The 20,194-nt window shown below is 62.6% G+C and carries 16 protein-coding genes; 6 read left to right on the top strand and 10 right to left on the bottom strand.

Annotation, left to right across the window (positions count from 1 at the left end):
• Window positions 1-144 precede the first annotated feature (144 nt).
• From FHS31_RS05960 to FHS31_RS05945, 4 genes are read right to left on the bottom strand one after another with little or no spacing between them, the layout of a single operon-like run.
• Entirely contained in the window at window positions 145-2,277 is a 2,133-nt protein-coding gene (locus FHS31_RS05960; RefSeq protein ID WP_167072443.1) for an acetate--CoA ligase family protein, read from the bottom strand.
• A 5-nt stretch (window positions 2,278-2,282) separates the two neighbouring features.
• Window positions 2,283-3,119 carry a p-hydroxycinnamoyl CoA hydratase/lyase gene (locus tag FHS31_RS05955; protein ID WP_167072442.1) on the bottom strand — a complete coding sequence of 279 codons (837 nt, stop codon included), beginning with the start codon at window positions 3,117-3,119 and terminating at the stop codon, window positions 2,283-2,285.
• A 28-nt stretch (window positions 3,120-3,147) separates the two neighbouring features.
• A complete protein-coding gene (locus tag FHS31_RS05950) occupies window positions 3,148-3,669 on the bottom strand; it encodes a DUF3237 domain-containing protein (RefSeq protein ID WP_167072441.1) in 522 nt (173 codons plus the stop codon).
• Between the two features lie 11 nt (window positions 3,670-3,680).
• Complete coding sequence (locus FHS31_RS05945) at window positions 3,681-5,117, bottom strand: aldehyde dehydrogenase (RefSeq protein WP_167072440.1); 1,437 nt, start codon at window positions 5,115-5,117, stop codon at window positions 3,681-3,683.
• Between the two features lie 275 nt (window positions 5,118-5,392).
• Between FHS31_RS05945 and FHS31_RS05940 the strand changes: the two genes are divergently transcribed.
• From FHS31_RS05940 to FHS31_RS05930, 3 genes are all read left to right on the top strand, one after another.
• Window positions 5,393-6,721, top strand: coding sequence for an MFS transporter (locus tag FHS31_RS05940; RefSeq protein ID WP_167072439.1), 1,329 nt, complete (start codon window positions 5,393-5,395; stop codon window positions 6,719-6,721).
• 35 nt (window positions 6,722-6,756) lie between these two features.
• The gene (locus FHS31_RS05935) at window positions 6,757-7,218 is read left to right on the top strand and encodes a MarR family winged helix-turn-helix transcriptional regulator (protein WP_167072438.1); all 462 of its coding nucleotides are present in this window, start codon (window positions 6,757-6,759) and stop codon (window positions 7,216-7,218) included.
• A gap of 113 nt (window positions 7,219-7,331) precedes the next feature.
• On the top strand, window positions 7,332-8,603 hold the full coding sequence (locus tag FHS31_RS05930) for an MFS transporter (RefSeq protein WP_167072437.1): 1,272 nt from the start codon (window positions 7,332-7,334) through the stop codon (window positions 8,601-8,603).
• Window positions 8,604-8,682: 79 nt separating this feature from the next.
• Here FHS31_RS05930 and FHS31_RS05925 read toward each other — a convergent pair whose 3' ends face one another.
• Both FHS31_RS05925 and FHS31_RS05920 read right to left on the bottom strand, forming a co-directional pair.
• The gene (locus FHS31_RS05925) at window positions 8,683-9,870 is read right to left on the bottom strand and encodes a cytochrome P450 (protein ID WP_167072436.1); all 1,188 of its coding nucleotides are present in this window, start codon (window positions 9,868-9,870) and stop codon (window positions 8,683-8,685) included.
• A gap of 80 nt (window positions 9,871-9,950) precedes the next feature.
• Window positions 9,951-10,934 carry a LacI family DNA-binding transcriptional regulator gene (locus FHS31_RS05920; RefSeq protein WP_167072435.1) on the bottom strand — a complete coding sequence of 328 codons (984 nt, stop codon included), beginning with the start codon at window positions 10,932-10,934 and terminating at the stop codon, window positions 9,951-9,953.
• A 179-nt stretch (window positions 10,935-11,113) separates the two neighbouring features.
• Here FHS31_RS05920 and FHS31_RS05915 point away from each other — a divergent pair, with 179 nt between their 5' ends.
• The 3 genes from FHS31_RS05915 to FHS31_RS05905 all read left to right on the top strand — a co-directional run bounded on the left by FHS31_RS05915 (window position 11,114) and on the right by FHS31_RS05905 (window position 15,623).
• Complete coding sequence (locus FHS31_RS05915; RefSeq protein WP_167072434.1) at window positions 11,114-13,345, top strand: TonB-dependent receptor; 2,232 nt, start codon at window positions 11,114-11,116, stop codon at window positions 13,343-13,345.
• Between the two features lie 296 nt (window positions 13,346-13,641).
• Entirely contained in the window at window positions 13,642-14,862 is a 1,221-nt protein-coding gene (locus tag FHS31_RS05910) for a hypothetical protein (protein WP_243843291.1), read from the top strand.
• Between the two features lie 5 nt (window positions 14,863-14,867).
• Complete coding sequence (locus FHS31_RS05905; protein ID WP_341786301.1) at window positions 14,868-15,623, top strand: OmpA family protein; 756 nt, start codon at window positions 14,868-14,870, stop codon at window positions 15,621-15,623.
• Window positions 15,624-15,992: 369 nt separating this feature from the next.
• Here the strand turns inward: FHS31_RS05905 and fic are convergent, their stop codons facing one another.
• The 4 genes from fic to FHS31_RS05880 all read right to left on the bottom strand — a co-directional run bounded on the left by fic (window position 15,993) and on the right by FHS31_RS05880 (window position 20,176).
• Window positions 15,993-17,084, bottom strand: coding sequence for a protein adenylyltransferase Fic (gene fic / locus FHS31_RS05900; RefSeq protein ID WP_167072433.1), 1,092 nt, complete (start codon window positions 17,082-17,084; stop codon window positions 15,993-15,995).
• Window positions 17,085-17,507: 423 nt separating this feature from the next.
• A complete protein-coding gene (locus tag FHS31_RS05895; RefSeq protein WP_341786295.1) occupies window positions 17,508-18,881 on the bottom strand; it encodes an ABC1 kinase family protein in 1,374 nt (457 codons plus the stop codon).
• A complete protein-coding gene (locus FHS31_RS05890; RefSeq protein WP_167072432.1) occupies window positions 18,878-19,372 on the bottom strand; it encodes a DUF427 domain-containing protein in 495 nt (164 codons plus the stop codon). Before FHS31_RS05890 ends, FHS31_RS05895 begins: the two co-directional genes overlap by 4 nt.
• Before the next feature lie 153 nt (window positions 19,373-19,525).
• Complete coding sequence (locus FHS31_RS05880; protein ID WP_167072431.1) at window positions 19,526-20,176, bottom strand: arylesterase; 651 nt, start codon at window positions 20,174-20,176, stop codon at window positions 19,526-19,528.
• Window positions 20,177-20,194 lie beyond the last annotated feature (18 nt).

Raw genomic sequence — 20,194 nt, 5'->3', positions numbered from 1 at the left:
AATAGTGCGGCGCCTCGTGCGAAAATCACGCATCCGCATGCGGGAAATGGTTCAGTACCACCTCTTTACGCCCCATCGCCCAGTTCGCCATCGTTGCTCGCAATAGCGCGAGAGTTCATGCGGCGCTGAGGCGGGATTGGTTTCTTATCGCGGCGGCTCGTCGGCGAGGATCAGCGCGTCGAGGGCGACCGCGCCTTGGCCTCTTGGATAGATAACGATTGGATTGAGGTCGATCTCCCGGATGGCCGGCGTGCCGAGCAGCAGTCGGCCGATCGCGACGATGATGTCGGCGACAGCCTCCAAATCCAGCGCGGGTGAGCCGCGCCAACCGTCCAGCAAGGCCCCGCTTTTCAGCGCCCGCAGTTCCGCAACGATCTCTGGCTTGGTGAGGCTTGGCGGCAGGAGGCGCACATCCTGCAGGATCTCGGCCTGTATGCCGCCAAAGCCGACGAGGATCACCGGGCCCCAATGGGTATCGTTGCGCGCGCCGACGATCAATTCGGTTCCCCGCGCGCTCATCGCTTCGATCAGCGCTCCATCGAGCCGAATGTCGGGGGCATAGGCCTGCACATTATCGAACAGGCACGCCCAGGCGTCGATCAGCGCAGCTTCGTCGGCGATGCCGAGGATTACGCCGCCGGCCTCGCTCTTATGGCTCAGCGCCTGTGCCTGCGCTTTGAGGACGGTCGGATAACCAATCTGCGCGGCGATTTGCTTGGCGGCGTCGAGATCCGCGGCAAAACCACCGGGCGGAAAAGGGAGGCCGATTGGCCCAAGCAAGTCCTTCGCGCGATATTCGGGAATGACCCCGCCATGGGGAAGATTGGCCGCAATCGGCGCGGGTGCCAGGTCATGGGCAGAAGCGGGAACGCGCGTCGCCAGCTTTGCGATCGCACGAAAGGCGCGGTCGGGAGAAGGGAAATAGGGCACCCCAAGCTCGCGCAGCGCCGTGAGATAAGCGGGTGGCACTGGTGCGCCATCGTCGAGCCCGGCGAAGATGATCGGCTTTTCGGCCCGAAGCGCCTTGAGCGTGGCGATGATCGGTTCGAACTTGAGTCTGGCCGTCGCTTTATCGGTCTGGATGATCGCAAGTACGACGCTGCCATAGGCTGGGTCTGCGAGCAGCGGGATCAGGGTGCGCCGATAGAGGTCCGGGTCCACCAGGGATTGGGCGGTGACGTCCATCGGATTGCTGACGCCGATGAAATCCGGAATGGCCGCGCGAAGCGCCGTCGCAGTATGGTCAGCTGGCTCCGGCAGAGCCAGGCCCAGGCTCTCGCACAAATCAAGCGTCAGAGCCTTGAAGGCGCCGCTTTCCGTCAGGACGGCCGTGCCCGTGCCGATATGGGGCGCGCGGATCGCGAGATCGAGCACGTCGCCCAATTCCTCGATGCTGTCGACGAGCACGACACCGGCGTGCGTGACCAGCGTTTTCATCATCTGCCAGTCGCCGGCCATCGCGCCGGTATGGGTCGCTGCGGACTCGCGGGCAGCGCTCGATTTTCCGGGGTGAAGCAGGATGATCGGTTTGCCTGCCACGCGCGCTTTTTCGGCGAGCGCCAGGAAATGTTTCGGTTTGCGGAATTGTTCGACGATCATGCCGATCGCCTGGGTGTTGGGTTCGTCCAGCAGGTAGGCGAGATAATCCTCGACGCCGCTTGCCGCCTCGTTGCCGGTGGAGATAGACATCGAGATGCCGAGTTGCTTGGCCATCAAGACCGTGCCCAGCACCACCGCCATGGCGCCCGATTGCGATACGATGCCGATGCCCGGCCGGTCGCCAAGCCGAGCGCCCGGGGTCTCGACGAAGGTCAGCGGCACCCCGTCGACATAGTTGACCAGGCCAAGGCAGTTCGGCCCTTCGATGATCATATTGTGCGCGATAGCGATCCGCGTGATTTCGGCCTGTGCCACCAAGCCCTCCGCGCCGCCTTCAGCGAAACCGGCAGAGAAAATCACCGCCGATCCCACGCCACGCGCTGCCAGCGCCTGAATCGATGAGAGCACAGCCGCGCCGGGGATGGCCAATACGGCTGCGTCGACGCCGTCCGGCAGATCGTCAATCGATCGCAAGCACGGCCGCCCATCGATCTCGTCCCGCTTCGGATTGATGAGGTGGATGTCGCCTGAAAAGCCGTGCCGCACCAGGTTGCCCAGAACGGAATTTCCGAGCGCGCCCGGCGTCGGCGAAGCCCCCACGATCGCGACGGAACGCGCCTTCAGGAGGCGATCGAGCGAACGCACCACATCGGGTGCGAACGTATCGGCGGTGGACATCAGCCTCAGGCTTTCTGTTTGGAGATATCGTAGGCGCCGAGACCGGGCTTGTAGCTCTTGTCGTCGATGAACTGCTTGATGCCTTCCTTGCGGCCCTCATTATCGTAGCTGTTGGCCGCTTCCTGCGCGCGGATCAGATAATCCTCGGCATTGTCGTAGGTCATCTCACGGACGCGGCGGATTGAATCCTTGGTCGCCTTGAGCGCGACGGGGTTCTTCTTGAGCAAGACGTTCGCAACCTCGGTGACGCGCGCCTTAAGCCGATCGAGCGGCATCGCTTCGTTAACGAAACCCCATTCGGCGGCGGTCTTTCCATCGATATTTTCGCCCATCATCGCGTGATACATCGCGCGGCGGATGGAGGTGAGTTCGGTCGCGACCTTGGCGGCGCCGCCGCCGGGCAGGATGCCCCAATTGATCTCCGACAAGCCGAACTGCGCTTCCTCTGCCGCGAAGGCGAGATCGCACGCGAAGAGCGGGCCATAGCCGCCACCGAAGCACCAGCCGTTGACCATCGCGATCGTCGGCTTCTGATACCAGCGCAGCCGCCGCCACCAGCCATAGCTCTCGCGCTGCGCGTCGCGCGTACCCTTGAGGCCGAGCGCTTCGGTGTCGCGGAAATATTCCTTGAGATCCATGCCCGCCGACCAGGCGGTGCCTTCACCGGACAGGACCAGAACGCCGACATCGGGGCTAAACTCCAGTTCGTCGAGCACCTCCATCATTTCACGGTTGAGGGTCGGGCTCATACAATTGCGCTTGTCGGGGCGATTGAACTTCACCCAGGCGACGCGGTCGACGATTTCATAGGCTACGGTGCCCTGCGGCGAAGTCTGGATCATGATGAGCTCCTGATAATCTTGCGATGCGTTATTCGACGGCGAAGACGTCGATCTGAACATTGTCGGGATTGCGGACGCCACGGCCGACGAAGACGGTGCGGCGCAGCCATTCGTGCAGCCCAGCAGCCACGCTGAAGCGCGGCGCAGTGCGGAAATAATAAGCGTTCGGATCGACCTGCTCGCCGCGCGCGATGCTGGCCGTCACCTCGGGCGAGGCGACGCGCACGCCGGGATTGACGATGTCGATCACGGTGCCGTCATCGGCCTTGAGCGTGTAGCGCGTGTTGACCTCGGTCAGGCCGTCCGGCCCGATCGTCTGCCAGTCGCCGCCGCCGGGAAGCACGATCCCGTGAAGACGGGGGCCGGCCACCTCGCCGCCGGTGATCGGCACGAGCCGCTTGCGTCGCCCATCGACCGTGCCCTGCTCGATCGGCGTACCGAGACGTGCATAGATAGAGAAAACATAACGCAGACCCGGCGCGGGCGGCGCCGGCGGCACCGACGTGGTGGTCGCACCGGCGACCATCGCGAGCGTGAGGAGAAGCGACATAGCCTGCGCGATCAGATGGGATAATGGCCGGGCTGGGTCTCGATCGTGATCCAGCGCAATTCGGTGAAGCTGTCGATCCCGGCCTTGCCGCCGAAGCGACCATAACCGGACGCTTTGACGCCGCCGAAGGGCATCTGCGCCTCGTCATGCACGGTCGAGCCATTGACGTGGCAAATGCCCGATTTGATCTGGCGGGCGACGCGCAAGCCTCGCGCCGTATCCTTCGTAAAGACGGCGGCGGAGAGACCATATTCGGTATCATTTGCAAGGGCGATGGCATCGGCTTCGTCTCTTGCACGGGTGATGGCGACGACGGGGCCGAAGCTTTCGTCGCGGAACAGCTTCATCGCGGGAGTTACGCGATCGATCACATGCGCCGGCATCAGCACGCCTTCGCTTTCACCGCCGATCAGCTGGGTCGCGCCGCCGGCGAGGGCCTCTTCGATAAGGTCATGCACCACGGTCACCGTCTTGTGATCGATCACGGCGCCGAGCGGTGTCTTGCCCTCGCGCGGATCGCCGGCCGGCATCGCGGAGACCTTGACCTTGAACTTTTCGGCAAAGGCATCGGCAACGGCATCGACGACGATGATCCGTTCGGTCGACATGCAGATCTGGCCCGAATTCATGAAGGCGCCGAACGCCGCCGCCTTCACCGCCTCGTCGAGGTCTGCGTCCTCGAGGATGATCAACGGCGCCTTACCGCCCAGTTCCAGCAAAACGGGCTTCAGATGTTCGGCCGCGCGCTTGGCGATGATCTTGCCGACATGGGTGGAGCCGGTGAAATTGATCCGGCGGACGGCGGGATGGTCGATCAGCGAGCCGACGATGTCCCCGGCATCCTGCGGCGCGTTCGTGACGATGTTGACCGTGCCTTCCGGAAAACCGGCCTCGGCGAAGGCCTCGATGATCAGCGAATGGGTGCGCGGGCATTGCTCGCTGGCCTTGAGGACCACGGTATTGCCGCAGGCGAGGGGCACGGCGATCGCGCGGACGCCCAGAATGATCGGCGCATTCCACGGCGCGATTCCGAGGATCACGCCCACGGGTTCGCGCAGCGCCATCGCGATACAGCCCGGTTTGTCGGAGGGGATGACCTCGCCCGCGATCTGTGTGGTCAGCGCGGCCGCTTCACGGATCATGCCGACAGCGAGCATCAGGTTGAAGCGTACCCAGCCCTCGGTGGCACCCGTCTCGGCCATCATCGCTTCGATGATGGCATCGCTATAGGCGGCGAGTGCGTCAGCAGCCTTCGAGAGGATCGCACGGCGGGCGTTGGGCCCCATGTCGGACCAGATGGGGAAGGCGTTCTGCGCGCGATCTGCCGCTGCAGCGGCATCTTCCACGCTTGCGGCTGGAGCCGTGGTCGCAACCTCGCCGGTAACCGGGTTGATGCGCTGAAAGGTCGCCAGGGCGCGCGTGCCAACTACCCGCTCCGAAGAAGCCATCACTCTCTCCTATCAATTATGTTATGCCGTATATCAATCTAGGATAAGGGGTGCAAGCCTCCATCAGGGCGGCCCGATTGACGCGCTGGATGCCGATCGCTGCTTCGGTCTTTCGGTTCGCTAGCGCTGCGCCGCCCGCGCGTGTTCAATGCGTTTTTTGGCTGCTCTCATGAAGGATCGTCCGGCTGTTCGCCGCAAGCAACGCCGCCCTAGCTTGAGATTGTTGCATTATATAGCAACTCGGTGCAGCAGCGATGATCATAAAATAAGAGGCAATGATGGAGCAGGATCCCCGCAGCGTGATCGATCGGGCGCCGATGTCGGCCTTTCAATGGGGCGTGATCGCGATCATGGTCGGGCTCAATGCGCTCGATGGCTTTGATGTTCTCTCGATCAGTTTTGCCTCGCCCGGCATTGCCGCGGCCTGGCATGTCGATCGGGCAGCACTGGGCTTCGTGCTCTCGATCGAGCTGATCGGCATGTCGGCAGGCTCGTTCCTGCTCGGTGGTCTGGCGGATGTCGTAGGGCGACGCAGCACGATCCTCATCTGCCTTTGTGTGATGGCGCTGGGCATGTTCGGCGCGTCGAGTGCCCATGGCATCGTCACGCTTTCGCTGTGGCGGATCGTGACCGGGCTGGGCATCGGCGGCATGCTGGCGTCGACCAATGCCGCTGTCGCCGAAGTGTCAAACGCGCACCGCCGGCATCTTGCCGTCGTCCTGATGGCAGGCGGTTATCCGGTAGGGGCCATCATCGGCGGTTCGATTTCAGGGATGCTTCTGAAGCATTATGATTGGCCGATCGTGTTTCAATTTGGCGCGGTTGTTTCGCTGCTTTTCATTCCCCTCGCTGCCTGGCGTGCGCCGGAATCGATCTCCTTTCTCGTCCAGCGCGGTGGCGCCGCCGCGTTGGCCAAGGTCAACGCGACGCTGGCGCGGATGGGCCATGCCGCGATCAAGGCGCTGCCCCCGCCGCTCGAGAGAGCGCCGAGCTTTCCCATCGCTGGGCTATTCGCGCCGGCACTGATCCGGAGCACGATCTTTCTAACCATCGCCTATCTCGCCCATATCATGACCTTCTATTTCATTCTGAAGTGGATCCCGAAGATCGTCGTCGACATGGGGTTCGCGCCCTCGTCCGCGGCAGGTGTGCTGGTCTGGGCCAATGTCGGTGGCGCTGCTGGATCGCTGCTGCTCGGGCTGCTGACCGCGCGCATCGCGCTTTCCCACCTCGCGATCGGCGCGATGCTGATTTCCGTCCTGCTCGTCGTGCTGTTTGGCCGGGTCGGCGGCAGTCTTTCGAATCTTGCACTGATCGCCGGCTTCGCCGGATTCTTCACGAACGCGGGTGTCGTGTCGCTCTATGCGTTGATCGCGCGTGAGTTTCCCGTTGCGGTGCGCGCCAGCGCGACGGGCTTCGTGATCGCGGTGGGACGCGGCGGATCGGCACTGGCGCCCGCGGCTGCCGGCCTGTTGTTCGCCGCCGGCTATGGGCTTCCGTCCGTAGCGATGCTCATGGCAATGGGCTCGCTGGTTGGTGCGGCGGCCATTCTGCTGCTCATGTGGGGAAGCCCGAACGAGCAACCTCTCATGATGCCTCAATAATGGCGGTAAATGGAAAGATCGAGGACGCCTTGCCAATGGACGCGGATAAGACGGAGGAGGGGCTGGGGCCGCTCGATTCCTTGCTCGGATATCATTTGCGGCGCGCGGGATCGGTGGTCGGCGGCGCCTTTTCGCGCGCCGTTAGCGGCACGACGCTGCGCCAAGTGCCGTTCGCGATCCTATCGGTCATCGCGGCCAATCCCGGGATCAAGCAGGGCACCGCAGGCCAAATCCTTGGTATCCAGCGCGCCAATATGGTGGCGCTGATCAATGAGCTTGTTGAAGCAGGCTATATCGATCGCCAGGCAGCACAGGACGACCGTCGTGCGTTTGCCTTGGCGTGTACCACCAAGGGTCAGGTAGCGCTCGATCACTTTACCGGGGAAATCCTGCGCCACGAAGCGGATCTCCTGGCCGATTTCTCGCCCGCCGATCGTAAGAAGCTGATGCAGCTGCTGCGCCGCATCGAAGCGCGCGAGCCGTCCGAGGCCGATTGATCGGAGCCTCCAACCAGGAGAGCATCGGGCATCACCAACTTTTTATGCAAGCGCTTGCAATAGCCCACTTGGACGATAAGGATCATGTTCGTTCATTGGAGAGGCCCTGCAGAATGACAGCGATCGATCCGCGCCGGCTCGCGCAGAAGGTGCGGCTTCGTGTCATCCTGCCGACGACTCTCTTCATGATGCTGAGTTCGCTGGATCGCACCAACGTCAGCTTCGGCGCATTGCAGATGAACCACGATCTTGGTTTCTCGCCCGCCCAATATGGCTTCGGCGTAGGCGTTCTCTTCATCGGCTTCTTGGCCGGACAATATCCGAGTGTCCTGCTCCTGCAGCGGGTCGGCATGAAGGTCTGGCTGTCCTGTAGCGCAATTGCGTGGGGGGTGATCGCGGGCGCCATGGCGGCGATCCACACGCCGGCACAATTCTATATGCTGCGCGTGGCGCTTGGCCTTATTGAGGGCGGGCTTGCGCCGGGCGTGGTCCTGTATCTCGCCCAATTCGCGACGGAGCGGGAGCGCGCCTCCACATTCGCGTTCCCGATGTTGGCGATCCCATTTTCGGTCATCGTCGGCGGGCCGATCTCCGGCGCGCTGATGCAGATGCAGCCGCCGCTCGGTATTGCGGGATGGCGCTGGATGTTCCTGATCGAAGCGATCCCGACCATCCTGTTGGGTGCCGCCGCCTATTTCGTCATACCCAATGGTCCGAAAGACTGCAGGTGGCTCGATGCGCCGGAAAAGGAATGGTTCGCCACCCGCGCCAAGCGCGCGATCGATGCAAAGAATGATTGGAGCGTCCTGCGCGAACCGGTCGTCTGGATGTCGTCTCTGATATGGTTCTGTCTGCTTTCGGGCTCATATGGCATTATGTTCTGGTTGCCGCAGGCGGTGAAGCAATTGTCCGGGCTTTCGCCGTTCGAGATCGGGCTGGTCAACGCCCTGCCTTGGATCGGCAACATCTTCGGTATCTATTGGAACGCGGCGCACTCCGACAAAAGCGGTGAGCGCTTCTGGCATATTGCCGTCCCGGCCGCGATTGCGGGTCTGGGGCTGCTCGCCGCGGCGTGGCTGGGGGCAGGCGTGCCGGCCTTGATGGCATTGCTCGTGGTCGGCACGGCTCTCGGCGCGGCGCAGGGCGCGTTCTGGGCCTTGCCCACCGCGCTGTTCGTGCCCGCGACCTTCGCGGTCGGCGCGGTTGCGATCAATATTTCGGGCAGTTCGGGCGGCTTGGTAACGCCGCAGCTCATCGGCCTGCTGCGCGAGCATGGCGGGGGCTTTGCCGGGCCGACCTTGCTGCTGACCGCGATGTTGCTCGCCACGGCTTTGCTGGTCCTTGTCGTCCGCTACCGTTCGCGCGAGGCGCGAGAGCCTTTGTAATCCGTGCGGCCGACGGTCTCGGGACGAAGGGCGACGATCTGATCCCTATCTTGGCCGCCGCGATCGACGCGGGCTTGACCTAGGCCTCGAACATGAGCGGCACCGAAATCGCGCCGATCTCGGGGAAATTGGCGACGACGGGCTGACCCGCCAGCGCAAAGCCCTTGGTCTGCCCGAGCAGCTCTTCCAATGCGATGCGGACCTGCATGCGGCCGAGATGGATACCCGGGCAGTTATGTGGCCCGCGCCCAAAGGCCAAATGCTCGGCGATGTTTGGCCGATCCATGATGAATTCGTCGCCGTTCGGAAAGACGGTCTCGTCCCGATTGGCTGCGGCATAGACGAGGGCGATCGGCTCGCCCGCGGGAATGGTGCGGCCGTGGAGGTGCACCGGGCAGGTCGCCGTGCGCGCAAAGCCGCGGTAGGGCGAGTAAAGCCGCAAAAATTCTTCCAGGGCCGCCGGCATCAGCGAAGGATCGGCGCGCAGCCGCGCCTGCAGGTCCCGATCGCGAGACAGGTGGACAGCGATACTGCCGACCAGCACCGTCGGGGCGACGATGCCAACTACGAGCACCTGACGCACCGTGCCCAGGATCATCTCATCGGGCAGCGGCGCACCCTCATAGGTCGCCGCCAGCAGCGCGCTGGTCGGATCCCATTCCGGATCCTGGGGATCGGCTTTGCGCCGCGCGATCAGCTCGCGCGCCATATCGTAAAGCCGTAGGCTGGTTTCCTTCATCGCATCCGGCACGCCCGATCGCACCGCCATGATGAAGGCCTGGCCGGCTTCGTGCAGCACGCTCAGCAGATCGTCCGGCATCCGCATCCAGGCCCCGAACACCTTCACCGGCAGATGGCTGGAAAACTCTTCGCATATGTCACCACCGCCTTTGGCGATCATGGGGGCCAGCAGATCGGAGACTAATTGCCGTGTCTTTCCTTCCAGCGCCTCCGATCGTTCGAGCGAGAGCAGAGGGTTGAGCGCGCGGCGATAGGGCGTGTGTTCGGGCGGATCGAGATGCAGCGGCGGCCGGCGACCGGTGAAAGCCACCTTCGGAACGACGTTCTGCTTGGAGGTGATGTAGGTTTTCGCATCGGACGCGGCGCGCTTCACGTCATCATAACGCGTCAGCGCCCAGAAGCCGCCCCAAGTGTGGCTATATGCCACCGGACAATCGCGGCGCAGTCGGGCATAATCCTGAAGGGCGCTGCCAAAGGTCTCGGGGCTCAGCGGATCGAAATCTTGGGGCGTGGAAGCGTCGGTCATGATGCCTGATAGGCGTCGATTGCGAATCCGTGCAAGCGCTTTCACAGCGCATAGAAAGGAGACCTTAGGCTTGCGCGCAGCTAGGCGCTTTCGCGTGCGATCAGGCGAAAGCCGATGTCGATTTGGGGATTGGCGATCGTCTCACCGGCAACGCGCTGGCGGATCATACGAATCGCCTCACGAGCCAGAAGTGCGCCATCGATGTCGATCGACGTGATCGTAGGACGCATTTCGCTGGCTATCGTGCTGTTGCCGAAGCCGACGATGGCGATCTCGTCCGGCACGCGGACGCCGGCGGTCTGCGCCTCGACGAGCAACCCGGTCGCCAGGAGGTCGGAACCGCAGACGATTGCATCGGGCGGCTGAGGAAGGCGCCGGATCTCGGCGAAGATCCGCCGCGCGTGCGCGAAGTGCGAGGGGATTTCGATCAGCGTTTCGGTGACTGGAATGCTGCTGAGCATCTTCCATGCGGCGGCGAACCCATCGCGCCGCATCGCCGAACGTGCCCCCGTGGCCACCGCGATATGCGGGCGCTGATAGCCGCGCCGCGCAAGGAACCGGGCGATCTCCTCACCAATACGATAATGATTGATGCCGACGACGAGATCGATCGGATCGGGCGGCGTGTCCCAGATCTGCAGGACGGTGGTATTGCTCGATCGCAGCAGGGCCTGCGTTTCGCGGCCGACTTCCCCGGTGATGATGATCGCATCGACCTTGCGGCTGAGCGCCGCCCGCATGAAACGATCGCTGCGCTCATCGCCCGGACCTGTAAGGCCGAGGATCACGTTCATGTCGGCCGCCTCGAGCTCGGCAACCATGGCCTCGATCGTGACTTCGAAGATCGAATTGGAAAGAAACGGAATCTGGACAGCGATCAACCGGCTCTTGGATGACGCGAGCCCGCCCGCCATCAGATTGGGGATATAGCCCAATTCCTCGATAGCGGCCCGGATGCGCTTGCCGGTTTCGATCGCGACCACATTCTGCTTGTTGAGATAGCGCGATACGGTGGCGGGAGAGACCCCCGCCAGTTGCGCGACATCCTGAAGCTTGGCGGCCATGCCGACGGACCTACCGCGTGTCCGCGTAGCGCGCCAGAGAGCGTTGTTCCGATCTCACCCTCGGCCAACCTTTGTTATGTCGCATAATGAAAACGCTTGCAGATCAGGATAAGCGCGTTTAGCAAACCGTCAAAATAAGCGGCAGCGAATGCTGCATACATTTATGGAGAGGGGAAATCATGGTCCGCACGCTCGGCATCCTGCAATTTACCGCCGGCACCGCAATCGCGCTCGCGCTCGCCGCGCCGGCGTTTGCGCAGAGTGCCGCCGCGAAGGATCAGGTCAGTTCTTCCTCCGCGACGCCCGCCGCACTGCAGCCCGGAGCCGCCGCTTCCGATACCAACGGCCAGGTCGCCGAGATCGTCGTCACCGCCGAGCGCCGCGTCCAGAGCCTGCAAACCGTGCCCATCTCCGCAACGGTGCTCAACGCTGCCGATATCGCGCGCAACGGCATCAACAACGTTGCCGATCTTCAGCGGCTCGCGCCCTCGGTCGCGATCAACACCTACAATCGATCGACCTTCATCAACATTCGCGGCGTGGGCATCGCGCAGTCCGCGCCGACATCGAACCCTGGCGTCGCCTATTACATCGATGGAGCGCTGATCCCGCACGAGCAGTTCATCGGCCAGAGCTTCTACGATCTCCAGGCGATCGAGGTGCTGCGCGGTCCCCAGGGAACGCTGACCGGCCAGAATTCGACCGGTGGCGCCGTCTACGTCACGACACCGAAGCCCGATCCGACGCGCGTCTCCGGCTACGTCGATCAGACGATCGGTAACTACAACAGCTTCAAGACGGTCGCTGCCGTCAATGTGCCGCTGAGCGATACCATCGCGGTGCGGGTGGCCGGCACGCGCGATTTCCGGGACAGCTTCTGGAAAAACATCGGGCCGTCCCCCACCACGCCCGGCGATTACGGCCTCTATGCCGGTCGCATGAGCCTGGCTGGTCATTCGGTCAACGATGTGCTGCGCGTCGCCGCCCACTTCGAGTATTTCAACCTGAAATCCGGCAACAATGCCGTGAAGCGGCGCGGCGATACCGTCTCCACCGATCCGTTCACGATCGAGGAGGATGCCCGGTCCTTCCAGAACCAGCATGGCTATCGCCTGTCGGAAGAAAACAAGATCAAGATTTTCGAGGGCGTCGATTTCCGTACCTTCGTCAATTACCAGCGCGGAACCACGATCGACCAGACTGACGGCGATCGCAGCGCGACCGCCCGGCCGCAGCCCCCAGCCAGCAACACGGGTCGCGTCTCCTATGCCAATACTCGATATGATACGTTTATCGGCGAGATAAACCTGCTGTCGACAGGCAAGGGGCCGTTCAATTGGGTGGCGGGGGCGTTCCTGCTCGATGAATATATCGATCTGCTCCAGCTGCGCGACAATTTCCATACGACTGATCTGTTCGCCTCGAACTCGACGATCCAGACCCGCGCCCACAACAAGACCAAGTCCGTGTTCGGCCAGGCCAATTGGTTCGCGACCCACCAGCTCGAGCTGGTCGCCGGTCTGCGCTACTCGAATGATATCCAGGTCTATAACCGCATCATTCCGGCGGGGCCGCCGCCGGCCAATCCCGCGCTGAAAATCGCATCGCAGGAATCGAACAAGCTGACCGGCAAGATCGCGATCAACTATCACCTCGATCAGACCCTGTTCTATGTCTCGGCATCGGAAGGCTACAAAGCCGGTGGCGTCAACCTGACGATCGGCACACCGAATTTCGGGCCGGAAAAGAACCGCGTCTACGAAGCCGGCATCAAGACGACGATGCTCGATCACCACCTTCGCGTGAACGGTGACATCTATTATTCTGATTATCGTGATATCCAGCTTTCGAGCCTTTCGGGGGGATTGCCGGTGACGCAGAACGCGGCCTCGGGCCATAGCTACGGCGCCGAACTCGAAGCCACGGGCCAATTCGGCCCGCTCGGGTTCAACGGCGGCCTGAGCTATCTCCACGCCCGCTTCGGTGCCGACACCTGCATCACCGATACCAATCAGGCGGGAACCGATCCGGGCTGCCCCACCAACCTGCGCTTCGTGCCCAAGGGACGTGTGCTTCCGTTTGCGCCAAAATGGTCGATCAACGGCGGCGTGCAATATGAATTCCGCGCCAGCGACGAGATCAGCGTGACCCCGCGCGTGCAGGGCACCTACGTCGCCCAGCAGGTAGCGACGCCTTTCCCGAGTACCAACACGATCGTGCCGGGCCACACGACATTCGATGCGCGGCTGACCTTCAATATCGCGCGCAGGTATCAGATCGAGGGCTTCGTCCAGAACTTCACCAACAAGACCTATATCGCTTCGCAGATCCAGGATTCGTCCAGTGCCACGGGCGGCATCCTTTACGGTGCGCCGCGTACCTTCGGCGTCCGGGGCGTTGCCAAATTCTGAGAATGAAACGGCTCTCCCTTTATGGCGGTAGCCTGCTGGCTGCCGTCATCCTTTTTGGGGGAGTGAGTCTGACCGCGTCCATCGGGCAGAGGCCGAAGGCGGCCGCCACAACCAATTATTGGTGGGCGCCGGGCAGCGGCCAGACATTCCCGGCCAGCGCCGATTTCCCCAATGCATCGGGCACCTTACGCGTTTTGCTTGACGGTGGCCCGATGGCGACGAAGGGGCATCCCTTCTTTACCGCATTATCACCATCCGGGCGCGCGTGCGTGACCTGCCATCAACCTTCTGACAGTATGAGCCTGTCGGCCGAGACCGCGCAGCGCCGCTGGCGCGAAACGAACGGCAGGGATCCGCTGTTCGCCGCTTATGATGGATCGAACTGCCCAAGCCTCCCGCAAGATCGGGCGGACTCGCATTCTCTGCTGCTCACCCGCGGTCTGATCCGCATCCAGCGCCCGTGGCCGCCGCGCGATCCGATAGGTCGGAATATCACCGTCGATTATAAGATCGAAATCGTCCGCGATCCTACGGGCTGTAATAGTGGAAAATACGGCCCGGCGGCCGAGCATCCAACAGTCTCGGTCTATCGCCGCCCGCGTCCGCTCGCGAACATGAAATATCTGCTTGCGGTCGGCTTCGCCTATGATCCGAAGCAGGGCATGCCGCTCCCGCTCGATCCTGAGACCAAGAAGCCTTTGTCGGGCAATCTGATGGCCGATGGCCGTGCCAGCACGCTTACTGCGCAGATGAGCGATGCGGCGGGCTCGCATTTGGAGCTTACCCGGCATCTGACCCCCGCCCAGATGCGCCAGATCACCGATTTCGAAAGCCGCGTCTTCACTGCGCAGCAGCGCGATGTCAGCGGCACGGCCCTCGATGCCGACGGCGCCGAGGGCGGTCCAATGAAGTTGTTCACATCCCGACCGGGCCAGCTCGGCTCGATCGGGAAGCCCGTGTGGAGTGAGTTCGAAGCCTGGGAAAAACCCAAGCCCGGCCTGACGCGCGAAGCGGCGGCCTTCCGCGCATCCGTAGCACGCGGCGCCAAGATCTTCCGCGACAAGACCTTTCTAATCACCGACAGCTCGGGCATCAACTCGCCGATCGGCTTCGGCAATCCCGTGCGCAACGCCTGTGCCTTCTGTCACAACATGTCGCAGATGGGGAATGATGTGGCGCCCGGTCAGGTCGATCTCGGCACGACGACTCTTCCGTTTGCCGATCCTGCGCCGGATCTTCCGCTCTTCCGCATCACCTGCCTCGGTCGCCCGCATCCGCATTATGGGCGGGTCATCTATACGAGCGATCCTGGCTATGCGCTGACGACCGGCCGCTGCGCCGATGTCGGCAAGATCACGCTGCAATCGCTGCGCGGGCTCGCGGCGCGCGCGCCCTATTTCGCCAATGGATCGGCCAAGGATCTTCGCGGCCTCGTCGATTATTACGACCGCCGCTATCACATCGGTTATACCGAGCAGGAGAAGCAGGATCTCGTCAATCTGATGAGGTCGCTGTGAAGGTCGTGCTTTTGATCGCCGCCGCGATGGGCGTCAGCGCGGCACAGGCGGAAGAGCTGCGGTTCGTGACCTGCCCGATTTACCGGGACACAGATGCGGGCAAGAAGTCGGGCTGCTGGCTCGCCGATGCGCATGAGACGGGCAACCGCTATGATGTTAGCAAGGCGCCGTCCAAGCCCGACTGGAACCATGCCGTGCTTGTCGAGGGCGTCGTCGCATCGCGAACGACGGAAGACGCTTGTGGAGGCGTGGTGCTCGATCCGGTGCGCACCTCGATCTTGCCGGCCGATTGCCCGCGCCACATGCTGGAGGCGGAGGGGTTTCCCGGCCGCAAATTCGTGCTGCCCAGGCGCAACGTCTCCCCGCTTTCGGCGGCGCGGGCGCCAATCCCCGGCCCCTTTGCGGCCCGTACGTTTCGTGTCTTCTATGATTTTGACCAGTCGTTTCTCGTCTACCAATATGACGACTATCTGTTCGATGCTGCGGTAGCTTGGCTGCGTGCGGCCAAGCCCAGGGCGATCAAGGTGGTCGGCTGGGCCGCGACCGACTCCGTGGCGATCTCGGGCATGGATTTCGCCGAACATGCCGACATTGCCAAAGAACGCGCAGAAAAGATCGCAGAGTCATTGGCCCGCATGGGTTTCGACAAGTCCATCATCAGTGTCGAATGGCACGGCGGTGCCAAGCCTGTGATTGATCCCGACATCGATGGTCTCGTCGAGCCGTCCCGCCGTCGCGTCGATATTGTCGCTACGCTTTGAGCTCGTTGGAGCGGGCTGCTTGTCGGCGATCGTGGCGGTCTATCTTGAACAGTCGGCAGCTCACCGAGCCGGACCATCGAACCTATCCCAATCCCGATTGTTCGGATTTCGACCAGTGCGAAAAGTTCTCGATAAAATTCAGACGCATCGGATTTCTGAAACCCTGCGGTTTCTATCGGCTTTGGCGCTGCTGTCAGACTGAGTCGAGCTCGTCTCCGCACGATTTGGATCGGGCTGCTTCGGCCTGCACACATGAACGGCAAAAACTTGGTTTCGCTGCCCACCTTCCCGTTGGTAACGAGTTCGTTATTTTGCCGACCATCTAGTCACGATATCGTGACTAACGCCCCGTCCAATGGGTGCCGACGCTTAGCCGTCGTCACCCATCAGGAGCGTCAGCAACGCCGGATTGACGAACAGGGCTTCCCGCCCAGCCTTTCGTTCTTCGAGCAGTCCGATTGATGCGAGCGTCTTGAGATATGTTGAGGCGGCTTGACGCTTGGCCAATCCGGCACCGACCACGTTACCGATGCGGCAATAAGGCTGCGAGAATATCAGTTCGGCCAATTCCCTGCTGTATATGCGGGGGGCTTTGTCCCGCATTGCCTGTGCCGTTTCGTCGAGAAGCGCGCGGATTGCTCTGACCTTGCGGCCCGTCCAGTCTGCGGTGTCCCGAACGGCCTCAATCACGAAAAGCAGCCAAGGCTCCCATTCGCCTTTTGTCGTTACATCGAGCAGCAGCCGGTAATAGTCATTCTTCGCCCGGATAATCGCCCGGCTCAGATACAGGACCGGAATGTCGAGCAGGCCGTGCTGCACGAGGAAGAGCAGGTTCAACACTCGTCCCGTCCGCCCATTGCCATCGGTGAACGGGTGGATGGCCTCGAACTGATAATGCTGCACGGCAAGCGCGATTAACGGGTCAACCTCCCCGTGGTCGTGGACGTAGCGTTCCCAGTTGGCGAGCAAGTCCCGGAGCAGCCGCTCCCCTGTCGGCGGCGTGAAGATGATTTCCCCGGTGCGATCGTTCGCCAATGTGGTCCCCGGCGTAACCCGGATATCCATATCGACGCCCTTGATCGCGCTGCATATCTCGACAGCCGTTCGTGTCGTTAGTGGCCGCTCACTTAGGCTCGCAAAGCCATTGGCAAGGGCCGTGCGATACCGCAGCGTCTCTTTCGTGGCTGCGTCCATGCTCGTTCCCGAGGGCGTGTTTGCAAATTGAAAGAGGCGGTCACCCGTCGTGACGATGTTCTCGATTTCCGAACTGGCCTGCGCTTCCAGCAGCGGGATTGAATTGATCAGGATCGATTGGTTCGGGATGATGTGGCCGATGGCCTTCAGGTCGGCTAACGCAGCGCGCGCACCGATGCACGCCTTCAGCACCGCCGCTGTCTCAAGCGTATCCTTGGGCGGCAGTAGCGGCAACTGATTATGCGGCGTAGCTGGGTCGAAGTTCATATGTCGATGTTTATCGAAAAAATCGACATATCCAATCGCTATGTCGATAGCATCGACACATGGCATTTTGCCTGACATCCCGCACACCGCTCGTTATGAACGGTGATGACCGGCGGGTCGTTTAGACCGAACTCCGCCGTCCAGCGTCGCACCAAGTGCCGCGCGACATTTTCAAGAAATTACAGTCTCACTCAAATGCATGTCTACCCTGTGGGTCCCATACGGGTATCAGACGCCTGAAATAGAATGCTCTGATACTTAACAGCGTGAAAAGGCATGAGACCCAGAAATGCCACTGAATCAGGCGGTTATGGATAAAATGCGAGGATTTGCAAAGACTTGCAAAGACCTCTGGCCGCGCTCTTAATCAGCGGATCCTTGGTCCGCGCCCAAGTGAGTCCACCATTGCCATTCTCGGCAGTTTCAACGGCCTAGGTCGCCGTCAGAGCCGGTTTGGTCGGCTGGAAGATACGGTTCGACCATGGACCGCACATCGATCCGCGCCCTTAACCGCGCCGCGAGCAGCGCGGTGCCGCTAATCTTGCGCTGAACGAACAGGAGGTCCGCCGGCGGGATGTGCCAGGCGGCCTGGTCGGTGGCAATATTCGTGCCCTGGTCGCGCAGCACCTCAACAAACCCGCGATCGCCGAAGTCGAACGGGCCGGGCTTGTTCATCTCGCCGATCACCACATCGATCATGCGATCGATGCGCGGGCGGTGATGCGCGATTGCACCGGCACCTACGAATCCTGCCGCCAGTGCTGCGGCCCGCGCATTGTCACGGTCGCCCGCGATGGTAGCAGACAGCAGCTCGCGATATCCTTGTGACGTTGACGCCGCGACCGGACGGGACGCGCCGAAGTCCAGCAAAACCAGCCGACCGGTCTCCGGCTGGTAGCGATAGTTGGCGAAATTGGGATCGGTCTGCATCATGCCGAACTCGAACAGCTCGCGCAGCACCAGTGCGATCAGTGACCGCATCGCGGCGTCGCGGGTTTCCTGTGGCGCATCGATCAGGCTTTCGATCGGCCGCCCCTCCACGAAACTCATCGCGAGGACCTGCCCTGTCGTAAATTCCTGATCGCATATCGGCACGACATAGTCAGGCGCGTTTGCCAGCAGGCTGCCGAACAGCGCCATCTGCTCACCTTCGCGGAGATAATCGGTTTCCTCGCGAAGCTGCTCTTTGGCAGCCGCCAGCAACGGCGCGATGTCGAGTTCGCGCGGCAACAGTCCGGAAACGCGCAACAGCGTCGCGACATTGTCGACATCGGAATCGATGCTGTCGCGCACCCCGGGATATTGCACCTTGATCGCAAGATCGCGGCCGTCACGTGTTCGCGCACGATGGACCTGGCCGATCGAGGCAGCGGCGATCGGTGTCGCATCGAAATGGGCGAACCGCGTGCGCCATTCCTTGCCCCACTGCGCCGCCAGAACCTGCTGCAACTGCTGCGGCGGCATGCGATGCGCATTCTGGCGCAGCCGCGCCATGATCTCGGTCAATTCCGGGGGCAGCATGTCACCGGCATCCATCGAGATCATCTGGCCGAGCTTCATTGCCGCGCCGCGCAGATGCGACAGCCGATCCGCGAGCCGACCGACATTACCGGGCGTCAGCAGCATGTCACGTAGCCGCGGACGCTCACCCTCAGCCAGCCGTCGCGCGCCTTCCACCAGCATTCCGCCGGCGACGCCGCCCGCCAGTCTCCCGAAATGGCCGAAGCGCGAGAGCCGTCCGCTCGGCACGGCAAGGCCCTTTGGATCGGCGCGGGCGCCGGGAGGGTCGTCGCTCACCAGCCACTGCTTTCGGGTACGCCCTTGAATGGGCCGGCCAGCGCGCTGGTAATCCAGCCGCCGTAGAAATCGCCGGGCTGCGGCACGACGGTTTCGCCATCGACACTGCACCGATCGAACGGCCCGGCATAAAAGGCAACATGATCGCGCAAGGCGGCGAAACCCTGCGTAGGCTCCGCGTAGCTCCAGCCGACGCGCGGCAGGACGACGTCGCCGACCACGACGTCCCAATAGGCTGCGACGCCTTTCCATTCGCAAAACGAACGGCCGGGCGCCCGCCGCAGCGCTCCGGGCGCAATGTCGGTGGGCGGGATGTAATAGCTTGGCGGATGGCTGGTCTCGAGCGTGCGGATGCTCGAGCGCGTGTCGGCGATCACGATCCCGCGATGCTCGATCACGATGTGCGCGGCGCTCCGTTCGGCGATGGCGGGGCGTGGAAACGACCAGACGCTCTCCTGGCCCGGCCCAGCGGGATCGGGGCGCGGCCTCACGCAGCATCCCACCGAAGGACGAGACGCCGCATCAGCGCGATCTCGCGGCGGCAGAGCGGGCAGGCGCCATCGTGCCAGACGATAAGCTTGGTCATCTTCCCTATGTAGGGACCGGGACGTGCCAGCACATCCCCTGGCAGAGATCCAACGGGGCTACGTTCGCAACGCCGCCTGCACAGCCGGCAAGATGCGCGCCACGACAATATCGACACCCCGGGCATTGGGATGTCGACCATCGGCCTGGATCAGCCTCGGGTCAGCAGCGACCCCGTCGAGAAAGAAGGGGTAGAGCGGGTCGCGATATTTCCTGGCGAGGCGGGGAAAAATGCTCTCGAAGCCACGCCGATACTCTTCACCGAGATTGGGGGCGGCCTTCATGCCCACGACGAGCACGCGGATCTGGCGGCGCTTCAGCTCCGCGAGGATCAGATCAAGGTTCTTGTCGGCGGCGGCAGGCGGGAGCCCCCGCAGCATATCGTTCGCGCCCAATTCGACGATCACGAGATCAGGCTTTTTACCAAGCCCTCGCAGCCCCCAGGCCAGTCTCGCGCGTCCCTGCGCGACGGTATCGCCCGCGATGCCGCCATTGCGCACGGTGGCGGCGATACCGCTCTTCCGGAGGGCTTGCTCCAGCCTGACGGGAAACCCGTCAGCCGGCGGCAGCCCATAACCGGCGGTTAGACTATCGCCGAATGCCCAAATCAATGGGCCCGCCGCTCCAACGGGAGCTGCGTTGAGCGCGATGGCTGCGAGGCCGGCATGGACAATTGCGCGGAGCACTCCATATCCCGTCTGCCGTGGCATCACCCGCATCCTCATCGC

It is taken from the genome of Sphingomonas vulcanisoli, assembly GCF_011761305.1.
Classification (GTDB): Bacteria; Pseudomonadota; Alphaproteobacteria; order Sphingomonadales; family Sphingomonadaceae; genus Sphingomonas_I; species Sphingomonas_I vulcanisoli.
The sequence above is the reverse complement of the archived record's forward strand: the minus strand, read 5'-3'. Positions and strand labels throughout refer to the sequence as shown.

Coding starts and splice junctions, on each gene's coding strand:
- FHS31_RS05960 (WP_167072443.1), bottom strand. CDS start 2,277: ATGTCCACCGCCGATACGTTCGCACCCGATGTGGTGCGTTCGCTCGAT.
- FHS31_RS05955 (WP_167072442.1), bottom strand. CDS start 3,119: ATGATCCAGACTTCGCCGCAGGGCACCGTAGCCTATGAAATCGTCGAC.
- FHS31_RS05950 (WP_167072441.1), bottom strand. CDS start 3,669: ATGTCGCTTCTCCTCACGCTCGCGATGGTCGCCGGTGCGACCACCACG.
- FHS31_RS05945 (WP_167072440.1), bottom strand. CDS start 5,117: ATGGCTTCTTCGGAGCGGGTAGTTGGCACGCGCGCCCTGGCGACCTTT.
- FHS31_RS05940 (WP_167072439.1), top strand. CDS start 5,393: ATGATGGAGCAGGATCCCCGCAGCGTGATCGATCGGGCGCCGATGTCG.
- FHS31_RS05935 (WP_167072438.1), top strand. CDS start 6,757: ATGGACGCGGATAAGACGGAGGAGGGGCTGGGGCCGCTCGATTCCTTG.
- FHS31_RS05930 (WP_167072437.1), top strand. CDS start 7,332: ATGACAGCGATCGATCCGCGCCGGCTCGCGCAGAAGGTGCGGCTTCGT.
- FHS31_RS05925 (WP_167072436.1), bottom strand. CDS start 9,870: ATGACCGACGCTTCCACGCCCCAAGATTTCGATCCGCTGAGCCCCGAG.
- FHS31_RS05920 (WP_167072435.1), bottom strand. CDS start 10,934: ATGGCCGCCAAGCTTCAGGATGTCGCGCAACTGGCGGGGGTCTCTCCC.
- FHS31_RS05915 (WP_167072434.1), top strand. CDS start 11,114: ATGGTCCGCACGCTCGGCATCCTGCAATTTACCGCCGGCACCGCAATC.
- FHS31_RS05910 (WP_243843291.1), top strand. CDS start 13,642: ATGAGCCTGTCGGCCGAGACCGCGCAGCGCCGCTGGCGCGAAACGAAC.
- fic (WP_167072433.1), bottom strand. CDS start 17,084: ATGAACTTCGACCCAGCTACGCCGCATAATCAGTTGCCGCTACTGCCG.
- FHS31_RS05880 (WP_167072431.1), bottom strand. CDS start 20,176: ATGCCACGGCAGACGGGATATGGAGTGCTCCGCGCAATTGTCCATGCC.